Here is a 16226-nt window from a genome sequence, read left to right as displayed (position 1 = left end):
GGTAGGCATGCACTGCATGGGCTTAGATCGTCAGGCTATCGACGGATCAGATCGTGGCGTTGTCAATCACAAAGCGGTAGGCCACATCGCCGCGCAGCATGCGCTCGTAGGCGTCGTTGATCTCCTCGGCCTTGATCAGCTCGATGTCCGCCACAATTCCGTGCTCGGCGCAGAAGTCGAGCATCTCCTGGGTCTCGGGGATACCACCGATCAATGAACCTGCCAGGCTACGCCGCTTCATGATCAGACCAAACACGCCGGGCGATGGATGCGGGGTCGACGGCGCACCCACCAGGGTCATCGTGCCATCGCGCTTGAGCAGATGGAAGAACGGGTCCAGGTCATGCGGCGCGGCGACGGTGTTGAGGATGAAGTCCAGGCTTTGCGCATGGGCGGCCATCTCATCGGCATTGCGCGAGACCACGACCTCGGCGGCGCCCAGCGCCCTGGCCGCATCGCGCTTGGATTCGGACGTGGTGAACGCCACCACATGCGCGCCCATCGCGTGCGCCAGCTTGATGCCCATATGGCCCAGGCCGCCAATGCCCACCACGCCCACCTTGTGGCCCGGCCCCACGCGCCAGTGGCGCAGTGGCGAATAGGTGGTGATGCCGGCGCACAGCAGCGGCGCCACAGCGGCCAGCTGTTCGGGTGGATGGCTGACCCGCAGCACATAGCGCTGGTGCACCACAATGCTTTGCGAATAGCCGCCCAGGGTATGGCCCGGCGCATCGGCGGTAGGCCCGTTGTAGGTGCCGACCATGTGGTTGCAGTAGTTCTCCAGCCCCATGCCGCAGTCCACACAGTGCTGGCAACTGTCGACGATGCAGCCAACCCCGACCAGATCGCCCGGCTTGAACTCAGTGACGTCTGCGCCCACGGCCGCCACCTCGCCGACAATCTCATGCCCCGGCACACAGGGGTAGAGCGTGCCGGCCCATTCGGAGCGCACCTGGTGGATGTCGGAATGGCAGACACCGCAGTAGGCAATGCGAATCTGCACATCCTGGGCGCCTGGCGTTCGCCGCTCGATATGCAGCGCTTCAAGAGGTTGGTCACCCGCGTGGGCGCCATAGGCTTTAACGGTCATGATGAAGGTCCTATTCCGTTCGAGAAGTACCTCGCATACCGCAGCGATGGCAGCACCAGCCGGCAGATACACGGGGGCTGCCACTCTGCAGGGGCACCATCCGTGATGCGCACAGCGAGGCGCAGCCATCTTACGCCGCAAGCGTGGCAAATCGGTAAGCAGTCCGGGAGCCATCGCCTCCGCCTTGATCTGGACCAACGCGCCACCGCCCCCCTCCGGGGTGCGACGGTGGGTGCCACAGGTGCTGCAGCGCAGGATTGCCCTGGTACGCAAGTGGTTATTTGCGAATAATTCTCATTTGCGAATATGATCGACCCCAAGGTACAGCGATTGCCGCGGTTCCTTGTTTCATCGTGGGGCGACCTACTGGGTTTTCACTCCAGTGGTCGTTTTTGCTAGCCAGCGGTTTTCCATGTAGCCAGGCATTTTTTTCACGTTGAAGCGCTCCCTCCGTCTTTGCGACGCGCTCCGCACCAGCCCTTCCCATGGACCTTGCCAGGTCTGTGTTCCGGAAGCAGGCATCTGCCCTCGCGGCATGGCGATACTCTCTCTCCCTTCTGATCCATCGCGCTGCTGATGTACTGGCAGGGCCGCTGCTGCTACCGCCATCGGGCTATACCCGATGATTCAGAAAAGTAGGCAAGTGCTAACATCCAACCCAATTATCTGGAGTTGGCATGAAAATATTCATTTCATGGATCACCAAGTCGCTGCTTGTTTTGATGGCCACGCTGGGCTTGCAGGCGGTGCAGGCGCAGGGCCTTAACTTCAGCAGAGGCAGCATCGATTTCGACAATACGGTGGCAGGCAGCATCTCGCCAGAGGAAACCGTGACGGTGCAATTCTTCGGCCCTATTCCACCCTTATTGAACGTCAACAGCATCACGCCCCCCGCCAACCCCGCTTTTACAGTCGTTAACAACAGTTGTCTTGAAGGCCTCTACCCGCAATTTGAGCCTTGCACGATCACATTCACGTTCACCGCACCCACTATGGCTGGCCCGGTGTCCGACACCTTCAGTTTTGAAAGTACGGAGTTGGGCGTCGAGTCCATTATCCTGCGGGGCTCATCAGACGGCGCCACCCCTCAGACCATTGCATTCACCTCTACCCCGCCCGATCCCGCCCCAGTGGGAGGCAGCTACGACATTGCCGCCACCGGCGGTGAGTCTGGCGAGCCGGTGGTCTTCTCGATTGACGCTTCGGCAGCTGAGATTTGCTCCGTCACGAACAGCACGGTGAGCTTCCTCAGCGTGGGCACCTGTATGGTCAAGGCGAACCAGGCAGGCAATGGTGCTTATTTCGCTGCACCCCAAGAGCAGCAAAGCTTTGCGGTGACCGCAGCCCCGACCGCCAACCCTGGCACGCCCGAGCCAGTCCCCGCACTGGGCACCTGGGCAGCAATGCTGCTGTCAGCCTTGCTGGCTGGGGCCATGGCCGTGCTACAGCTGCGCCGCAAGGGCCGCAGGCCTTCAGGGTCCTAGGTCACCGACAGCACTTCCCACTGCTGCTTGACCTGTGCCACTTCCAGCGTCACTTCATCCCCCTCAGCCTTGCCCAGCAGCGCCTTGCCCAAGGGCGCTTGGCTGCTGATGACCTGGATGGTTTCAGCACCGATGAGCAGCTTCATATTTCCCCCTTCAGGGCCGAGAAAGATCTGCTGCTGTTTCTCATCCGCACCCAGCAGACAAACCAGCGCACCCAACTGTATGCCTTGGCTGGCGCTATAGGGCTGCGGGCGAAAGAGCCGCCACTGGACCAGCGCCTGGCGGATGGCTTCTGCGCGGCGCGCCTGGCCCGTCGCCAGGTAGGCCGCCTCCAGGCCCAAGGTGTCGTACTTGTTTTCGGCAATGTTTTCCTCATGCGTCGCCGCTTCATGCGCAACGCTCACTGCCTGCTCGACCTGCAACAGGTCCGCCGCAAGCCGCTCCAGCACCTGCTGCTGCAACCAGGATTTGTCCACCATGAGAAATGGGCCTCTCGAACACGTTGGGGGCTGATTATGAACGGCTCCTTCCCGTTGGATACCAACTCTACCGAGCTTGCGCTGAAATCGGGATTGTAATAACATAGTTATAACCAAGGAGTGATTATGCAGCTCACCATTCGCGCATTCGGCAACAGCAAGGGAGTCGTGTTACCGAAAGCCTTGCTGGCTCAGGCCGGCCTGGACACAGCACAGGTAGCTGACGTCGAAGTCATCGATGGATCGATCGTCATCAAGGCCCAGCCTGCTTTACGCAGCGGCTGGGCAGAGGCTGCGGCTGCCATAGCTCAATCGAATGATGACCGTCTTGTCATGGGCGAGTTCGGCAACGCAGCGGATGCAGATCTTGTTTGGGGAGAAGAAACCTCCAGCCCGCAACTTACCGGGGGACCTGTCGAATGGTGAGCGCAAGCCACTGTGTCAAGCGCGGTGAAATCTGGCTCATCAATCTTGATCCCACACAGGGCAAGGAAATCCAGAAGACGCGCCCTTGCGTGGTGCTGTCGCCCGATGAAATGAACCTCGCATTGGGCATCGTAACGGTCGCACCGATGACAACCGGCAGCCATGCTGCCCCATTCCGCATTCCGGTGACATTTCAAAGCAGCAAGGGACTGATTCTTTTGGACCAGATGCGAGCAGTAGACAAGTCACGCCTCATTGATAAACGGGGCGATCTGAAAACCCACGTAACGCAAGCTTGTCTCAAGGCACTGCAGGAGATGTATTCCTGACGCCCCCCGCAATGGACCAGGTCCAGGGCGAGGCCTGAGCTCTACCAGGCAATGGGCGCCGCTTTGCCAGCAAGACAGTGCACAAGCTATGCACATAAGCACCAATAAAAAAGCCGCACAGCATCAAAAATGATAGCTGTGCAGCCAATGAATATGGTAGGGCGTGAGGGACTTGAACCCGCGACCAAAGGATTATGAGTCCTCTGCTCTAACCAACTGAGCTAACGCCCCGGCACCACCACTTGCCGGGATCCCCGGCGAGTGAAGCTTTGCATTCTAGCGTCTATTTCGGATGGCTCAGTGCGTTGGAGACGAGCTTTGAGGTGATTCCAACGATCTGAATCATCTTCTCGTAAGGCATGCGTTTGGGGCCGATGACGCCCAGGGTGCCGACCACTTTGCCATTGACCTGGTAGGGGGTGCTGACGACGGACAGCTCCTCGACGGACAGCAGCTGGCTCTCACCGCCGATGTAGATTTGCACACCTTCGGCGCGGTTGGAATTCTCCAACAAGTGCAGGATCTGGGTCTTTTGTTCAAACAGGTCAAAGGCCCGGCGCAGGTTGGTCATGTCGTTGCTGAAATCGCTGACGGCCAGCAGGTTGCGCTCGCCGGCAATCACCAGTTCATGCGGGGCGGCTTCGGCATCTTCATCCACATTCACCGCCGCCAGCATCAGCGCGGCAATCTCGTCGCGCAGGCTGTCGACTTCCTTGCGTAACAGCTGGCGCACCTGCTCCATCGCCAGTCCGGCGTAATGGGCATTGAGGTAGTTGGCGGTCTCGATCAGCTGGCTCTGGGAGTAGTCCGATTCGGTGAAGATCACGCGGTTTTGCACATCGCCTTCGGGCGAGACCAGGATCAGCAAAATGCGCTTTTCCGACAGGCGCAAGAACTCGATATGCCGGAACGAGGAGCTTTTGCGCGGCGCCTGCACCACACCGACAAACTGCGACAGCTCCGACAGCACGCCTGCGGCGCTGGTGATGACCTTTTGCGGCTGCTCAGGCGCAATTTCGGCGGCGACGACCTGGTCCGCGTCCACCGTCAGCATCGTGTCGACAAACAGGCGGTAGCCCTTGGCGGTGGGAATGCGGCCGGCGGAGGTGTAGGGGCTGGCGATCAGGCCCAGGCTTTCGAGGTCGGCCATTACGTTGCGGATGGTGGCCGGCGAAAAATCCAGCCCGGGCTCCTGCGTGAGTGCACGGGATCCCACCGGATGGCCATCCGCAATATAGCGTTCCACCAGGGTTTTAAGCAGCAGCCGGGCACGGTCATCGAGCATGGGCGCATTTTATCCGTGTCCGCCGGTCCTGGCGGCAGGTATTGCGCGGACCAAGGGTAATGCAGGGGCCGGGGCAGTGCCGGATGCCCGAACGCCGAAGCGCCTCAACGCCGCCGGAAGGGCTGCGCTGGTCTGGATTTTTGTAGCCATGCAACAATGGCGCTGTGGCTGCCCGGTGCGTCTGCCTGCACACGCCCGAGTGGCTTCAGGCCCAGCCCTGGCTACCGGCGCGGCATGCCTTCGCAGGGCACGCAGCAGCTGCAACCTGGGGCTGCTCAAGAAATTCAAAAAGATTGCGTCACTTTGGTGATGTAATTTGCGTATGCAGTCTCGCTTTCAACATATTGCCCTGATCGGCAAACACCATGCGCCCCCCACTGCCGAGGTGCGCCAGCAGTCCTATGCGGCCTTCAGCCAGATCGCCTGCTATATCGAGGCCCAGGGCGGCACTGCATTCCTGGAGAAGGAAACCGCCGCCTTCACCGGCATGGAACACTACCCCACGCTCAGCATGCAGCAGATCGGTGAGCGCTGCGACCTGGTCATCGTGCTGGGCGGTGACGGCACCATGCTCGGTGTGGGACGCGAGTTGGCCCAGTACAACACGCCGTTGGTCGGCATCAACCAGGGGCGCCTGGGCTTTGTGACCGACGTGCCGCTGCAGACCTTCATGGGCCCGCTGTCGGCCATTCTGGCCGGCGAATACGAAGAAGAAGTGCGCTCGATGATCCATGCCCGCGTGATGCGCGAAGGCCAATGCGTCTTCGAGGCCCTGGCCTTCAACGATGTGGTGGTGAACCGGGGTGGTACCTCGGGCATGGTCGAGCTGCGGGTCGAGGTCGATGGCCAGCTGGTCGCCAACCAGCGTGCGGACGGTCTGATCATTGCGACACCGACGGGCTCGACCGCCTATGCGCTGTCGGTCGGCGGCCCCATCGTGCATCCGACGGTGCCTTGCTGGGTGATGGCGCCGATTGCGCCCCACATGCTGTCCAACCGGCCCAGCGTGATTCCGGATACGCAGGAAATTTCGATCGAGGTGATTGGCGGGCGCGATGTCGCTGCCAATTTCGACATGCAGTCGCTGGCCTCCATCCTGCGCGGTGACAAGATTCTGGTGCGCAGCGCGCCGCACAAGGCGCGCTTTCTGCACCCCCGGGGCTGGAACTACTACGCCACCTTGCGCAAAAAGCTGGGCTGGAACGAAGGGGGCATCACGCCATGAGCCTCAGACGCATTGGATTGCGTGATTTCGTCATCGTCGAGCAGCTGGAGGTAGATTTCCAGACCGGCTTCACGGCGCTGACGGGCGAGACGGGCGCCGGTAAATCGATCCTGATCGATGCATTGCAGCTGGTGCTGGGGCACCGCGCCGACACCGGCTTTGTGCGCCAGGGCGCCAGCCGCGCCGAGTTGATGGCCGAGTTCGATACGCCCGCCACGCTGGAAGGCTTTCTCAGCGACAACGACATGCCGGGCGAAGAAACCCTGCTGCTGCGCCGCGTGATCGATGCGCAGGGCAAGAGCAAGTTCTGGATCAATGGCGTGCCGGCCACCGCCACGCAGCTGCGCAGCATTGCCGGCGCGCTGGTCGATATCCATGGCCAGCATGCCTGGCAGGGGCTGACCCAGCCCGAATCGGTGCGCCAGCTGCTCGATGCCTATGCCGGCGCCGACAGCACGCCCACCCAGCGCGCCTACGCGCTGTGGCGCAGTGCCGACAAGGCCTTGCAGCAGGCCCGCAGCATGGAAGAAACCCACCAGCGCGAGCGCGAACGCCTGCTCTGGCAGATTGCCGAAATCGACAAGCTCGCGCCCGGCCCGCAGGAATGGGAAGAGCTCAACACCCAGCACGGGCGCCTGTCCAATGCCCAGGCCTTGATGGATGCGGCCAACAACGCCATCGCCAGCCTGGAAGGCGAAGACGGTGGCGCCATCACGCAGGTCAACCGCAGCCTGCACGCGCTGCAGGACCAGGCCCATGTGGAGCCCGGTTTCTCCGCGATGGCCGAGTCGCTGGAGTCTTGCCTGGCCCAGCTCGAAGACGTGATGCGCTCGCTCAACGGCTACCTGCGCCATGCCGAGCTGGACCCGGACAAGCTCGAACAGCTGGACCAGCGCCTGGGCAGCTGGATATCGCTGGCACGCCGCTACAAGCGTGCGCCCGAAGACCTGCCCGCGCTGCTGCAGGGCTGGCATGCCGAGCTGCTGGCGCTGGAGGCCTCGTCCGACATGGTGCAGCTCACCAAGAATGCCCAGCAGGCGCAGGAGGCCTACCAAAAGGTAGCCGCCACGCTGAGCCAGGCGCGCCAACAGGCGGCCAAGCGCCTGTCCAAGGCCATCACTGCAGCGATGCAGGACCTGGGCATGGCCGGCGGCCGTTTTGTGGCGCAGGTCAGCCCGGCGCGCGAACCGCGCAGCGATGGCATCGACGATGTGGAGCTGCTGGTGGCCGGCCACCCTGGCACCGACCCCAAGCCGATCGCCAAGGTGGCCTCGGGCGGCGAGCTCTCGCGCATCTCGCTGGCGATTGCGATCTCGACCAGCCAGCTCGGCCAGGCACCCACACTGATCTTTGACGAGATCGACTCGGGCATCGGCGGCGCCGTGGCCGATTCGGTCGGCCGCGTGATGCGGGCACTGGGGCGCGACCGACAGGTGCTGGCAGTGACCCACCTGGCCCAGGTGGCCGCGCGCGGCGACCACCACCTGCTGGTGGCCAAGCAGCGCAGCAAGGGCGGCACCACCAGCCATATACGCACCGTGGCCGATGACGAGCGGATCAATGAAATTGCCCGCATGCTCGGCGGCGAGAACCTGTCTGCGACGAGCCGGGCCCATGCCCAAGAGATGATTGCCGGAGGAATGAATGACCGTTAAGACATCCCTCTCACAGCCGCTCGAAGTGGTGGTCATTACCGGCATGGCCGGCTCGGGCAAGTCCGTGGCGCTGCACGCGCTTGAAGACGTGGGCTACTACTGTGTGGACAACTTTCCGCCCGAGCTGCTGCAGGCGCTGGTGTCGCTGGAGCAGTGGCAGCATGGCAGCCGCGTGGCCATCGCCATCGATGCGCGCAGTGCCAAGGGCCTGTACCTGGTGCCTGCGCAACTCGACCGCCTGCGCGCCGCTGGCGCCCAGGTTCGGCTGATCTACATGGATGCACAGCGCGATACGCTGATGCGCCGCTTTTCCGAAACCCGCAGGCGCCATCCGCTGACCAACGAAAAACTGCAGGAAGGCCCGCGCGCGCTGGTGCAGATGATTGAGGAAGAGCGCGCGTTGCTGGCCGATCTGCGCGAACAGGCCCATGTCATCGACACCAGCAATATGCGCGGCTCGCAGTTGCAAGCGCAGATCAAGGACTGGATCCAGGCACCGCAATCGAGCCTGACCTTGCTGTTCCAGTCCTTTGGCTTCAAGCACGGCATCCCGATCGACAGCGATTACATGTTCGATGTGCGCATGCTGCCCAACCCCTACTATGAGCCCGAGCTGCGCCCCCACACCGGGCTGGAAGCGCCGGTCGCCAACTTTCTGGCTCAGCAGCCCAAGGTGCTGCAGATGCAAAACGACATCATCCGCTTTCTGGACAACTGGCTGCCGGAGCTGGTGAAAAACCACCGCAGCTATGCCACGGTGTCGGTGGGCTGCACCGGTGGCCAGCACCGCTCGGTCTACCTGGTCAATGCGCTGGCCCAGCACTTTGGAGACCGCTGGACCACCTTGCAGCGCCACCGCGAACTGGGCGCCAAGCACAGCGGATGAAAGCCTTGGCTATTCGGTGCGCAAAGCGACGCTGAGCTGGTCCACCACATTCGCCCAATCGGCATCGGCAGTGATGCTCTCCCGCAAAAAGCGCGCCTGTGCCGGCGACCAGAACGGAGCGTCTGCCATCAGCAAGGTGTCGGGCAGCGGGCGGTGCGTTTCGATGAACGCGCGAATCGATGCATCGTCATCGGGCAGGCCCAGTTGCTGGAACAGGGACGAGAACGGATGGACAGTGGGTTCCATGGCGCACTTTCAAAGCAAAAAGATGGCTGCAGTCTAAGCGCCGCCCAGCGGTGCCCATTGCAGGACAAGCACTGCAATCGACGCCAGCGCCTGCTGCCCCGGCCCGCCTCAGAAACCGCGCTGCAGCAGACTGCGAACCGGCGCAGGCAGGCCCACATCCGGCCACTGTGCAGGCAGCACCCACTGGCCCGGCTGTGCCGGCACAAAATCGGCAGCAACGGGGACCCGCACTGGATGCAGATGCAAATCCTTGTGGGTGAGCACATGCAAAAAAGCGGCGCCATGCACCGGCGCTGACGTGGCACCGTGCCGGGCCGCCTGCTGGAGCAGTGCCTCTTCGCTGTCGCAGACCGGCATGCAGAACAGGCCGGCCCAGATGCCCGGTGCCGGGCGCTTTTCCAGCCAGATGGCGCCATCGGGCCGTTGCCAGCACAGCAGCCACCAACTGGCGGCGCTGCGCTTGAGTTTCTTGGTCTTGACGGGATAGCGCTCGGGCTGGCCCTGGCGGTGCGCCACGCAATCACCGTGCACCGGGCACAGCAGGCAACTGGGCTTTTTGGCGGTGCAGATCGTGGCCCCCATGTCCATCATGCCCTGCGTGTAGCGCGGCATGTTGCGCGCCAGGTCGGTGGTGGGCAGCAGGTCTTCGGCCAGCGCCCAGAGCTTTTTCTCGGCAGCGCTGCTGGCCAGGTCGTCCTCAAAGCCCAGCACGCGGGTGAGCACCCTTTTGACATTGGCATCCAGAATGGCAGCCCGCTGCGCAAAGCAGAACGAGGCGATCGCGCCTGCGGTCGAGCGGCCAATGCCGGGCAAGGACGAGAGCTCTTCCACCGTGTGCGGGAACGCACCGCCAAAGCGGTCCATCACCTCCTTGGCGCAGCGGTGCAGGTTGCGTGCGCGGCTGTAGTAGCCCAGGCCGCTCCACAGCGCCATGACTTCTTCATCGCTGGCCGCGGCCAGATCGGCCACCGTGGGGCAGCGCTGCAAGAACCGCTCGTAGTAGCCCAGCACAGTGCTGACCTGGGTTTGCTGCAGCATGATCTCGGACAGCCAGACGCGGTAGGCATCCTGGGTGTTCTGCCAAGGCAGGTGGTGTCTTCCGTGGACTGTCTGCCAGGCCACGATCTGTTCGGAAAATCGGCTCACAATCGCTGTTCTCGGGGGATGGAATAGTTATCGGGGGCTGTGGGGGCGGCCGCGCTGGAGCGGCCCGCCAGCCCTGTGTTTATCTGTGTTTATTTCTGGCAGCGCTTGCAGAAATAGGTGCTGCGCTGCCCTTGCTTGATGACCTGCACCGGCTGGCCGCATCGCGGGCAAGGCGCTCCGGCCCGGCCATAGACGCTGGCCTGCGCCTGGAAAGCACCGGCATAGCCATTGACCTGGACAAAGTCGCGCAAGGTGCTGCCGCCCAGTGCAATCGAGCGGGTCAGCACTTCGACAATCGCCGCATGCAGGCGTCGTGCCTGGGGCCGCGTGGTCTGGTTGGCCGGTTTGGTGGGCGCTATGCCGGCCAGGAACAGCACCTCACTGGCGTAGATATTGCCCACGCCGACGACCACCTGGCCGCCCAGCAGCAGCTGCTTGACCGGCATGCGCGATTTTTGCAGCCCGGCCCACAGGTGCTCAAAGCTGAAGCCGGCGCCCAAGGGCTCCACGCCCAGGTTGGCCAACAGCTTGGCGGCCATGCCCGATTCGGTGTCGGGCGACCACACCACCGCACCAAACCGGCGCGGATCATGCAGGCGCAGAAGTTGCTGGTCGGTGAACAGGTCAAAATGGTCATGCGGGCCGGCAGGCGCATCCATCGGGCTGACCTGCAGGCTGCCGGACATGCCCAGGTGTATCAGCACCACACCCTGGTCCAGCGCCAGCACGATGTACTTGCCCCGGCGCTGCACATCGGTGATGGTGCGGCCAGCCAACGCTGCGGTCTCGATACCCAGCGGCCAGCGCAAAGGTTTTCCGATCCGCACAGACGCAATGCGCGCGCCTTGCAGCGGCGCAATCAGTCCTCGCCGCGTGACTTCCACTTCTGGTAACTCTGGCACTTTCTTCCTTCTGCAAGGCCCTTGGGCATCGTTTATTATGGGCCGATGACGCAAAAACTTCGTTTACTGGCTTATTTTCTGGCCTCCGGCCTGATGGCACCCGCGTTTGCAGCGCCTGCCCAAGCACCGCAGCCCGGCGCTGCCCAGCGGCAGCTGGCGCTGGCGGCAGCCCAGCGGGCCGACGACGCCAGAGTCGAGCTGGATGCGGAGCTTTTTTACGAACTGCTGCTGGGCGAAATGTACGCCTACCGTGGTGATGCGGCGACCAGCGTGGAATTGCTGCTCGACGCCGCCCGCCGCTCGGGCGACGAAAAGGTCTACCAGCGCAGCGCGCAGCTGGCGCTGCTGTCGCGCTCTGCCAGCCGCGCCACCGAAGTGGCCGAGGCCTGGAAAAGCGCCTTCCCGCAATCGCGCGCGGCCAGCCGCTACATGCTGCAGGTGATGCTCTCGACCAACCATGGCGAGGAAACCGGTCCGCTGCTCAAGCAGGAAATCGCGCTGGCCAAGCCCGATGAAAAGCTGGAATGGATTCGCGCCATTCCCAGCATCTACCGGCGCCTCAGTGACCAGGCCCTGGCCGCCCGCATCGTGCGCGAGGCACTGACCCCCGAACTCGAAAACCCCGCCACCGGCCCCGAGGCCTGGGCCGCCATCGGCCGCATGGAGCTGGCCGCAGACCAGAAGACCGAGGCACTGGCCTCTGCCCGCAGATCGCTGCAACTCAATCCCGACAACGAGAGCGCGGCCAAGCTGGCGGCCGACCTGGTCAACGCCGGTGTACCCGGCGCTGAATCGCTGGTGGTGGATTTTCTTGACAAATCCAAGAGCGGCGAGGCCCACCTGGCCTATGCGCGCAGCCTGATGAACGCCGAGCGCTTTGCCGAGGCCAAGACCCAGCTGGAAAACGCCACGCGCCTGAGCCCCGAATCTGCCGATGCCTGGATGCTGAAGGCGGCGCTGGAAGCCCAGCTCAAGCAGTACACCGAGGCCGATGTCTCGCTGCTCAAGCTCGACACCCTGATCGACAAATTCCCCTCGGCGGTGCTGCAGCGTGAAGTGCGCATCCAAAGCCTGATGCTGCGCGAGCAGATGGCCGAGGCCCAGCAGAAATGGGCTGAGGCCGACCGCTGGGCCGATGAGATCGCCAAGGCCGGCAACAACGCGCTGGCCACCTTGCGCAAGGCCTCCATTCAGATGCAGCAGGGCAACTACGATGCTGCGGCGGTCTTGCTGGACCAGCTGCCCGAAGGCAATGCCGGCGAAGCGCGCGCCAAGCTGGCCGCGCAGGTGCAGCTGCAAAAGACCGCGAAGAACTATGCACAGGCGCTGGAGCTGCAAGGCCGCCTGGTCGCACTGCAACCGCAGGACCCGGACGCGCTGTACGAGCAAGCGATGCTCGCCGAGCGCATGAACAACATGGACTTGGCCGAGACCCAGCTGCGCAAGCTGATCGAGCTGCAGCCCGATTTTCACCATGCCTATAACGCGCTGGGCTACTCGCTGGCCGATCGCGGCCTCAAGCTCGACGAAGCCAAGCGGCTGATCGAGAAAGCGCTGAGCATGTCACCCGGCGACCCCTTCATCACCGACAGCCTGGGCTGGGTGGAGTTCAAGCTGGGCAACCTCGATCGCGCCGCCGAACTGCTGGAGCAGGCTTACACCAAGCAACCCGATGCCGAGATTGGTGCCCATCTGGCCGAAGTCTGGTGGAAACAGGGCAAGAACCGGCCCGCCGAAGAGCTGTTGCGCACCGTTCTGAAGACAGCGCCGAACAATGACATGGTCAAGAAGACCTTCGAGCGCCTGGGCATCCAACCATGAAGGTGCAGCGCAGACACCTCTGCCTGGCCGCAGCAGGCGCTGCCCTGCTGCCCATGCTCTCGGCCTGCAGTACCGCAGCGCGCCAACTCGAGGCCGCACCGGGCGTGACCTACTGGTCGGGCCGCATGTCGGTGCAGGTGCTCGACAGCCCACCGCAGAGCACCAGTGGCAGCTTCGAGCTATCCGGAAGCCCCGCATCGGGCGAACTGGTGCTGCTCAACCCGCTGGGCAATATCGTCGCGCGCGTGCAATGGTCGCCCGGCCAGGCCAGCGCGCAGCAAGGCACGCAGACGCGCCAGGCCAGCTCGCTCGACGAGTTGACCCAAAGCTTGCTGGGCACCAGCTTGCCGATTGCCGCGCTGTTTGACTGGCTGCAGGGCAAGCCCACGGCCGCGGCCGGCTGGCAGGCCGACCTGGAGGCCCACAGCGAGGGGAAAATTCTGGCCCGCCGCATCGATCCACGGCCCGAGGCGAGCCTGCGCATCGTCCTCGACGCGCGATGATTTTTTTGTGAGACCGAGATCCATGCGTACGCTGTACGACGTTCCTGCGCCTGCCAAACTCAACCTGTTCCTGCATATCACCGGCAGACGCGCCGATGGCTACCATCTGCTGCAGTCGGTGTTCATGCTGATCGATTGGGCCGACACCCTGCACTTCGAGCTGCGCAGCGGCGGCCAGATCAGCCGCGAAGACCTGAACACGCCGCTGCCTGCCGATGACCTGATCACCCGCGCCGCTAGGGCTTTGCAGCAGGCCACCGGCTGCCGCCAGGGTGTGCACATCGGCGTGCACAAAAACCTGCCAGCCCAGGCTGGTATGGGCGGCGGCTCATCGGATGCGGCCAGCACCTTGCTGGCGCTCAACCAGCTCTGGGATCTGAAGCTCTCGCGCAGCGAACTGCAGCGCATCGGCCTGACCTTGGGCGCAGATGTTCCTTTTTTTATTTTTGGAAAGTCGGCTTGGGTCGAAGGAATCGGTGACATAATACGTCCACTCGAAAACGAGCAGCAACTAGCAGACACCGCGCTGGTAGTTGTGAAGCCGCAAGAGGGTCTGGATACGAAATTAATTTTTTCAAGTCCGAACCTAAAACGCGATTCAGAAGCTGCTACAATGACGAGCTTCGCTGCAGAGAACTTTGACTTCGGTCGAAACGACTTGCAGCCGGTCGCAGAAAGCCTGTGCCCTTCGATAAAAAAAGTTTCTGACTTTTTGAAATCACAAGGATTACATGCTAGAATGACGGGCTCAGGTAGCGCAGTTTTCGCAGTGAAGAGAATGCAAGCTAATAGCTGCCAGAGCAGTTTTTCACAAGACTGGACAGTGAAAGATTGCACAAGTCTGATGGAACATCCTCTCAGAGGTTGGACCCAAGACTGAAAGTTTTAAAGGATTGGTGATGCTTAGCACCAATTCTTGTAGGGGAGTCGCCAAGCTGGTTAAGGCACCGGATTTTGATTCCGGCATGCGAAGGTTCGAATCCTTCTTCCCCTGCCATATTTCTTACCGCGTACAAGCAACGCACACAGCTAACCCATACCCACTGGGACGCTATGCAAGACCATCATCCAGACTTCATGGTTTTCACAGGCAACGCCAACCGCGAGCTTGCCTCTGAAATTGCACAACACCTCCATACCTCCCTGGGTAACGCCGACGTAGGCCGTTTCTCTGACGGTGAAGTCACCGTCGAGATCAAGCAAAACGTTCGTACCCGCGATGTGTTCGTGGTGCAGCCTACCTGCGCTCCCACCAACGACCACCTGATGGAACTGCTCGTGATGGTCGACGCGTTGAAGCGCGCATCGGCCGAGCACATCTGTGCCGTGATCCCCTATTTCGGCTATGCCCGCCAGGACCGCCGTGTCCGCTCGACCCGCGTGCCCATCACGGCCAAGGTCGTTGCCAACATGCTCCAAGCCGCTGGCGTCAGCCGCGTGCTGACCATGGACCTGCATGCCGACCAGATCCAGGGCTTTTTCGATATTCCTGTCGACAACATCTATGCATCGCCTGTGCTGCTGGGTGACCTGCGCCAGAAGAACTACGAAGATCTGATCGTCGTGTCGCCGGACGTGGGTGGTGTGGTGCGTGCACGCGCACTGGCCAAGCAACTCCATTGCGATCTGGCCATCATCGACAAGCGCCGCCCCAAGGCCAATGTCTCCGAAGTCATGCACGTGATCGGTGACATCGATGGCCGCAACTGCGTCATCATGGACGACATGATCGATACCGCAGGCACCTTGGTGAAGGCGGCTGAAGTGCTGAAGGAACGTGGCGCCAAGAAGGTCTACGCCTATTGCACGCACCCCATTTTCTCGGGCCCGGCCATCGAGCGTATCGGCAATGGCGCGGCTCTCGACGAAGTTGTCGTGACCAACACCATCCCGCTGTCGCCCAATGCCCGCAACTGCAGCAAGATCCGCCAGCTGTCGGTGGCGCCGCTGATCGGTGAGACGATGCACCGCATTGCCACCGGCGAATCGGTGATGAGCCTGTTCCAGGAAGCCGAGTGAACCAAGGGCCCGCAAGGCCCTTTTTCTGCTTTCTGCTAAAATAGATAGTTTTCGCTGGCCGCTGCAATTTGCAGCGGCCTTTTTAACCGGGTGAACTGGTCGCGGTTCATCCCCCATTGGAGTAATGAAATGAACGTTGTCGCTTTTGCGCGCGCTAAGCAAGGTACGGGTGCGAGCCGCCGCCTGCGTAATTCTGGCCGTACGCCTGGCATCATCTACGGTGCTGCTGCTGAGCCTCAGTTGATCGAAGTGGACCACAACAGCCTGTGGTACGCACTGAAGAAGGAAGCCTTCCACGCATCCGTGCTGGAACTGGACCTGGACGGCGCCAAGAGCCAAGTGCTGCTGCGCGACGTGCAATACCACCCCTACAAGCAGCTGGTGCTGCACATCGACTTCCAACGCGTCGATGCCAACACCGCGCTGACCATGAAGGTGCCCGTCCACTTCAGCGGTGCTGAAGAGTCCCCAGCTGTCAAGATCGACAAGTGCCTGGTGACCCCGGTTGTGACCGAAATCCAGGTGATCTGCATGCCCAAGGACCTGCCCGAATTCATCGCGGTGGACCTGAGCAAGCTGGAAAAGGGTTCGACCGTCCACCTGAAGGACATCGCTCTGCCCAAGGGCGTGAAGCTGGCTGCACAAACCAACCCTGCGCTGGTGTCCGTGGCCGCTCCTGCTGCTGCTGAACCCGCAGAAGGCGAAGCGCCTGCTGCTTAATTGCACG

Annotated in this window: 17 protein-coding genes and 2 tRNA genes; 12 read left to right on the top strand and 7 right to left on the bottom strand. The window is 62.3% G+C overall.

Annotated features, from left to right (window positions below):
* Window positions 1-46 precede the first annotated feature (46 nt).
* Window positions 47-1090, bottom strand: coding sequence for an NAD(P)-dependent alcohol dehydrogenase (locus AB7A72_RS15510; RefSeq protein ID WP_239810857.1), 1044 nt, complete (start codon window positions 1088-1090; stop codon window positions 47-49).
* Window positions 1091-1767: 677 nt separating this feature from the next.
* Here AB7A72_RS15510 and AB7A72_RS15505 point away from each other — a divergent pair.
* Entirely contained in the window at window positions 1768-2574 is an 807-nt protein-coding gene (locus tag AB7A72_RS15505; protein ID WP_369460456.1) for an IPTL-CTERM sorting domain-containing protein, read from the top strand.
* On the opposite strand, the gene AB7A72_RS15500 is transcribed toward AB7A72_RS15505, so the two are convergent.
* Window positions 2571-3053, bottom strand: a complete 483-nt coding sequence (locus tag AB7A72_RS15500) for a GreA/GreB family elongation factor (protein WP_369460550.1) — start codon at window positions 3051-3053, stop codon at window positions 2571-2573. The two genes, AB7A72_RS15505 and AB7A72_RS15500, sit on opposite strands and share 4 nt — an antisense overlap.
* Before the next feature lie 129 nt (window positions 3054-3182).
* On the opposite strand from AB7A72_RS15500, the gene AB7A72_RS15495 reads away from it, so the two are divergent.
* Complete coding sequence (locus AB7A72_RS15495; protein WP_239810855.1) at window positions 3183-3482, top strand: AbrB/MazE/SpoVT family DNA-binding domain-containing protein; 300 nt, start codon at window positions 3183-3185, stop codon at window positions 3480-3482.
* Window positions 3479-3811 (top strand): type II toxin-antitoxin system PemK/MazF family toxin, encoded by a 333-nt coding sequence (locus AB7A72_RS15490; protein WP_312529540.1) that lies wholly within the window; start codon window positions 3479-3481, stop codon window positions 3809-3811. The genes AB7A72_RS15495 and AB7A72_RS15490 overlap by 4 nt, the downstream gene beginning before the upstream one ends.
* Before the next feature lie 154 nt (window positions 3812-3965).
* On the opposite strand, the gene AB7A72_RS15485 is transcribed toward AB7A72_RS15490, so the two are convergent.
* Window positions 3966-4042: transfer RNA gene (locus tag AB7A72_RS15485), tRNA-Ile, on the bottom strand.
* Window positions 4043-4094: 52 nt separating this feature from the next.
* Window positions 4095-5096: a heat-inducible transcriptional repressor HrcA gene (gene hrcA, locus AB7A72_RS15480; RefSeq protein ID WP_239810853.1), complete on the bottom strand. Its 1002-nt coding sequence runs from the start codon at window positions 5094-5096 to the stop codon at window positions 4095-4097.
* Window positions 5097-5418: 322 nt separating this feature from the next.
* Here hrcA and AB7A72_RS15475 point away from each other — a divergent pair, with 322 nt between their 5' ends.
* Genes AB7A72_RS15475 through rapZ form a run of 3 tightly spaced genes read left to right on the top strand, consistent with a single transcriptional unit; the run spans window position 5419 to window position 8862 of the window.
* Window positions 5419-6321 (top strand): NAD kinase, encoded by a 903-nt coding sequence (locus AB7A72_RS15475; protein WP_239810852.1) that lies wholly within the window; start codon window positions 5419-5421, stop codon window positions 6319-6321.
* Entirely contained in the window at window positions 6318-7976 is a 1659-nt protein-coding gene (gene recN / locus AB7A72_RS15470; RefSeq protein ID WP_312451896.1) for a DNA repair protein RecN, read from the top strand. Before AB7A72_RS15475 ends, recN begins: the two co-directional genes overlap by 4 nt.
* Entirely contained in the window at window positions 7966-8862 is an 897-nt protein-coding gene (gene rapZ, locus AB7A72_RS15465) for an RNase adapter RapZ (RefSeq protein WP_312416317.1), read from the top strand. Before recN ends, rapZ begins: the two co-directional genes overlap by 11 nt.
* 9 nt (window positions 8863-8871) lie before the next feature.
* Here the strand turns inward: rapZ and AB7A72_RS15460 are convergent, their stop codons facing one another.
* From AB7A72_RS15460 to mutM, 3 genes are all read right to left on the bottom strand, one after another.
* Window positions 8872-9108 (bottom strand): DUF2789 domain-containing protein, encoded by a 237-nt coding sequence (locus AB7A72_RS15460; protein ID WP_239810849.1) that lies wholly within the window; start codon window positions 9106-9108, stop codon window positions 8872-8874.
* 108 nt (window positions 9109-9216) lie between these two features.
* Window positions 9217-10257, bottom strand: coding sequence for an A/G-specific adenine glycosylase (mutY, locus tag AB7A72_RS15455; protein WP_369460549.1), 1041 nt, complete (start codon window positions 10255-10257; stop codon window positions 9217-9219).
* Between the two features lie 86 nt (window positions 10258-10343).
* The gene (gene mutM, locus AB7A72_RS15450; RefSeq protein ID WP_369460455.1) at window positions 10344-11156 is read right to left on the bottom strand and encodes a bifunctional DNA-formamidopyrimidine glycosylase/DNA-(apurinic or apyrimidinic site) lyase; all 813 of its coding nucleotides are present in this window, start codon (window positions 11154-11156) and stop codon (window positions 10344-10346) included.
* Window positions 11157-11201: 45 nt separating this feature from the next.
* On the opposite strand from mutM, the gene AB7A72_RS15445 reads away from it, so the two are divergent.
* The 6 genes from AB7A72_RS15445 to AB7A72_RS15420 all read left to right on the top strand — a co-directional run bounded on the left by AB7A72_RS15445 (window position 11202) and on the right by AB7A72_RS15420 (window position 16219).
* Window positions 11202-12977: a tetratricopeptide repeat protein gene (locus AB7A72_RS15445; protein WP_369460454.1), complete on the top strand. Its 1776-nt coding sequence runs from the start codon at window positions 11202-11204 to the stop codon at window positions 12975-12977.
* Window positions 12974-13480, top strand: coding sequence for an outer membrane lipoprotein LolB (locus AB7A72_RS15440; RefSeq protein WP_239810846.1), 507 nt, complete (start codon window positions 12974-12976; stop codon window positions 13478-13480). Before AB7A72_RS15445 ends, AB7A72_RS15440 begins: the two co-directional genes overlap by 4 nt.
* Window positions 13481-13502: 22 nt before the next feature.
* Window positions 13503-14360 (top strand): 4-(cytidine 5'-diphospho)-2-C-methyl-D-erythritol kinase, encoded by an 858-nt coding sequence (gene ispE, locus AB7A72_RS15435; RefSeq protein WP_312451905.1) that lies wholly within the window; start codon window positions 13503-13505, stop codon window positions 14358-14360.
* Window positions 14361-14400: 40 nt separating this feature from the next.
* Window positions 14401-14477: transfer RNA gene (locus AB7A72_RS15430), tRNA-Gln, on the top strand.
* Window positions 14478-14533: 56 nt separating this feature from the next.
* Window positions 14534-15499, top strand: a complete 966-nt coding sequence (locus tag AB7A72_RS15425; protein ID WP_239810844.1) for a ribose-phosphate pyrophosphokinase — start codon at window positions 14534-14536, stop codon at window positions 15497-15499.
* Between the two features lie 129 nt (window positions 15500-15628).
* Window positions 15629-16219 (top strand): 50S ribosomal protein L25/general stress protein Ctc, encoded by a 591-nt coding sequence (locus AB7A72_RS15420; RefSeq protein ID WP_116927040.1) that lies wholly within the window; start codon window positions 15629-15631, stop codon window positions 16217-16219.
* The last annotated feature ends 7 nt before the right edge of the window (window positions 16220-16226 follow it).

The sequence above is a fragment of the Comamonas sediminis genome, from assembly GCF_041107495.1.
GTDB lineage: Bacteria > Pseudomonadota > Gammaproteobacteria > Burkholderiales > Burkholderiaceae_C > Comamonas > Comamonas sediminis.
This window is presented reverse-complemented; position numbering and strand designations above follow the sequence as displayed.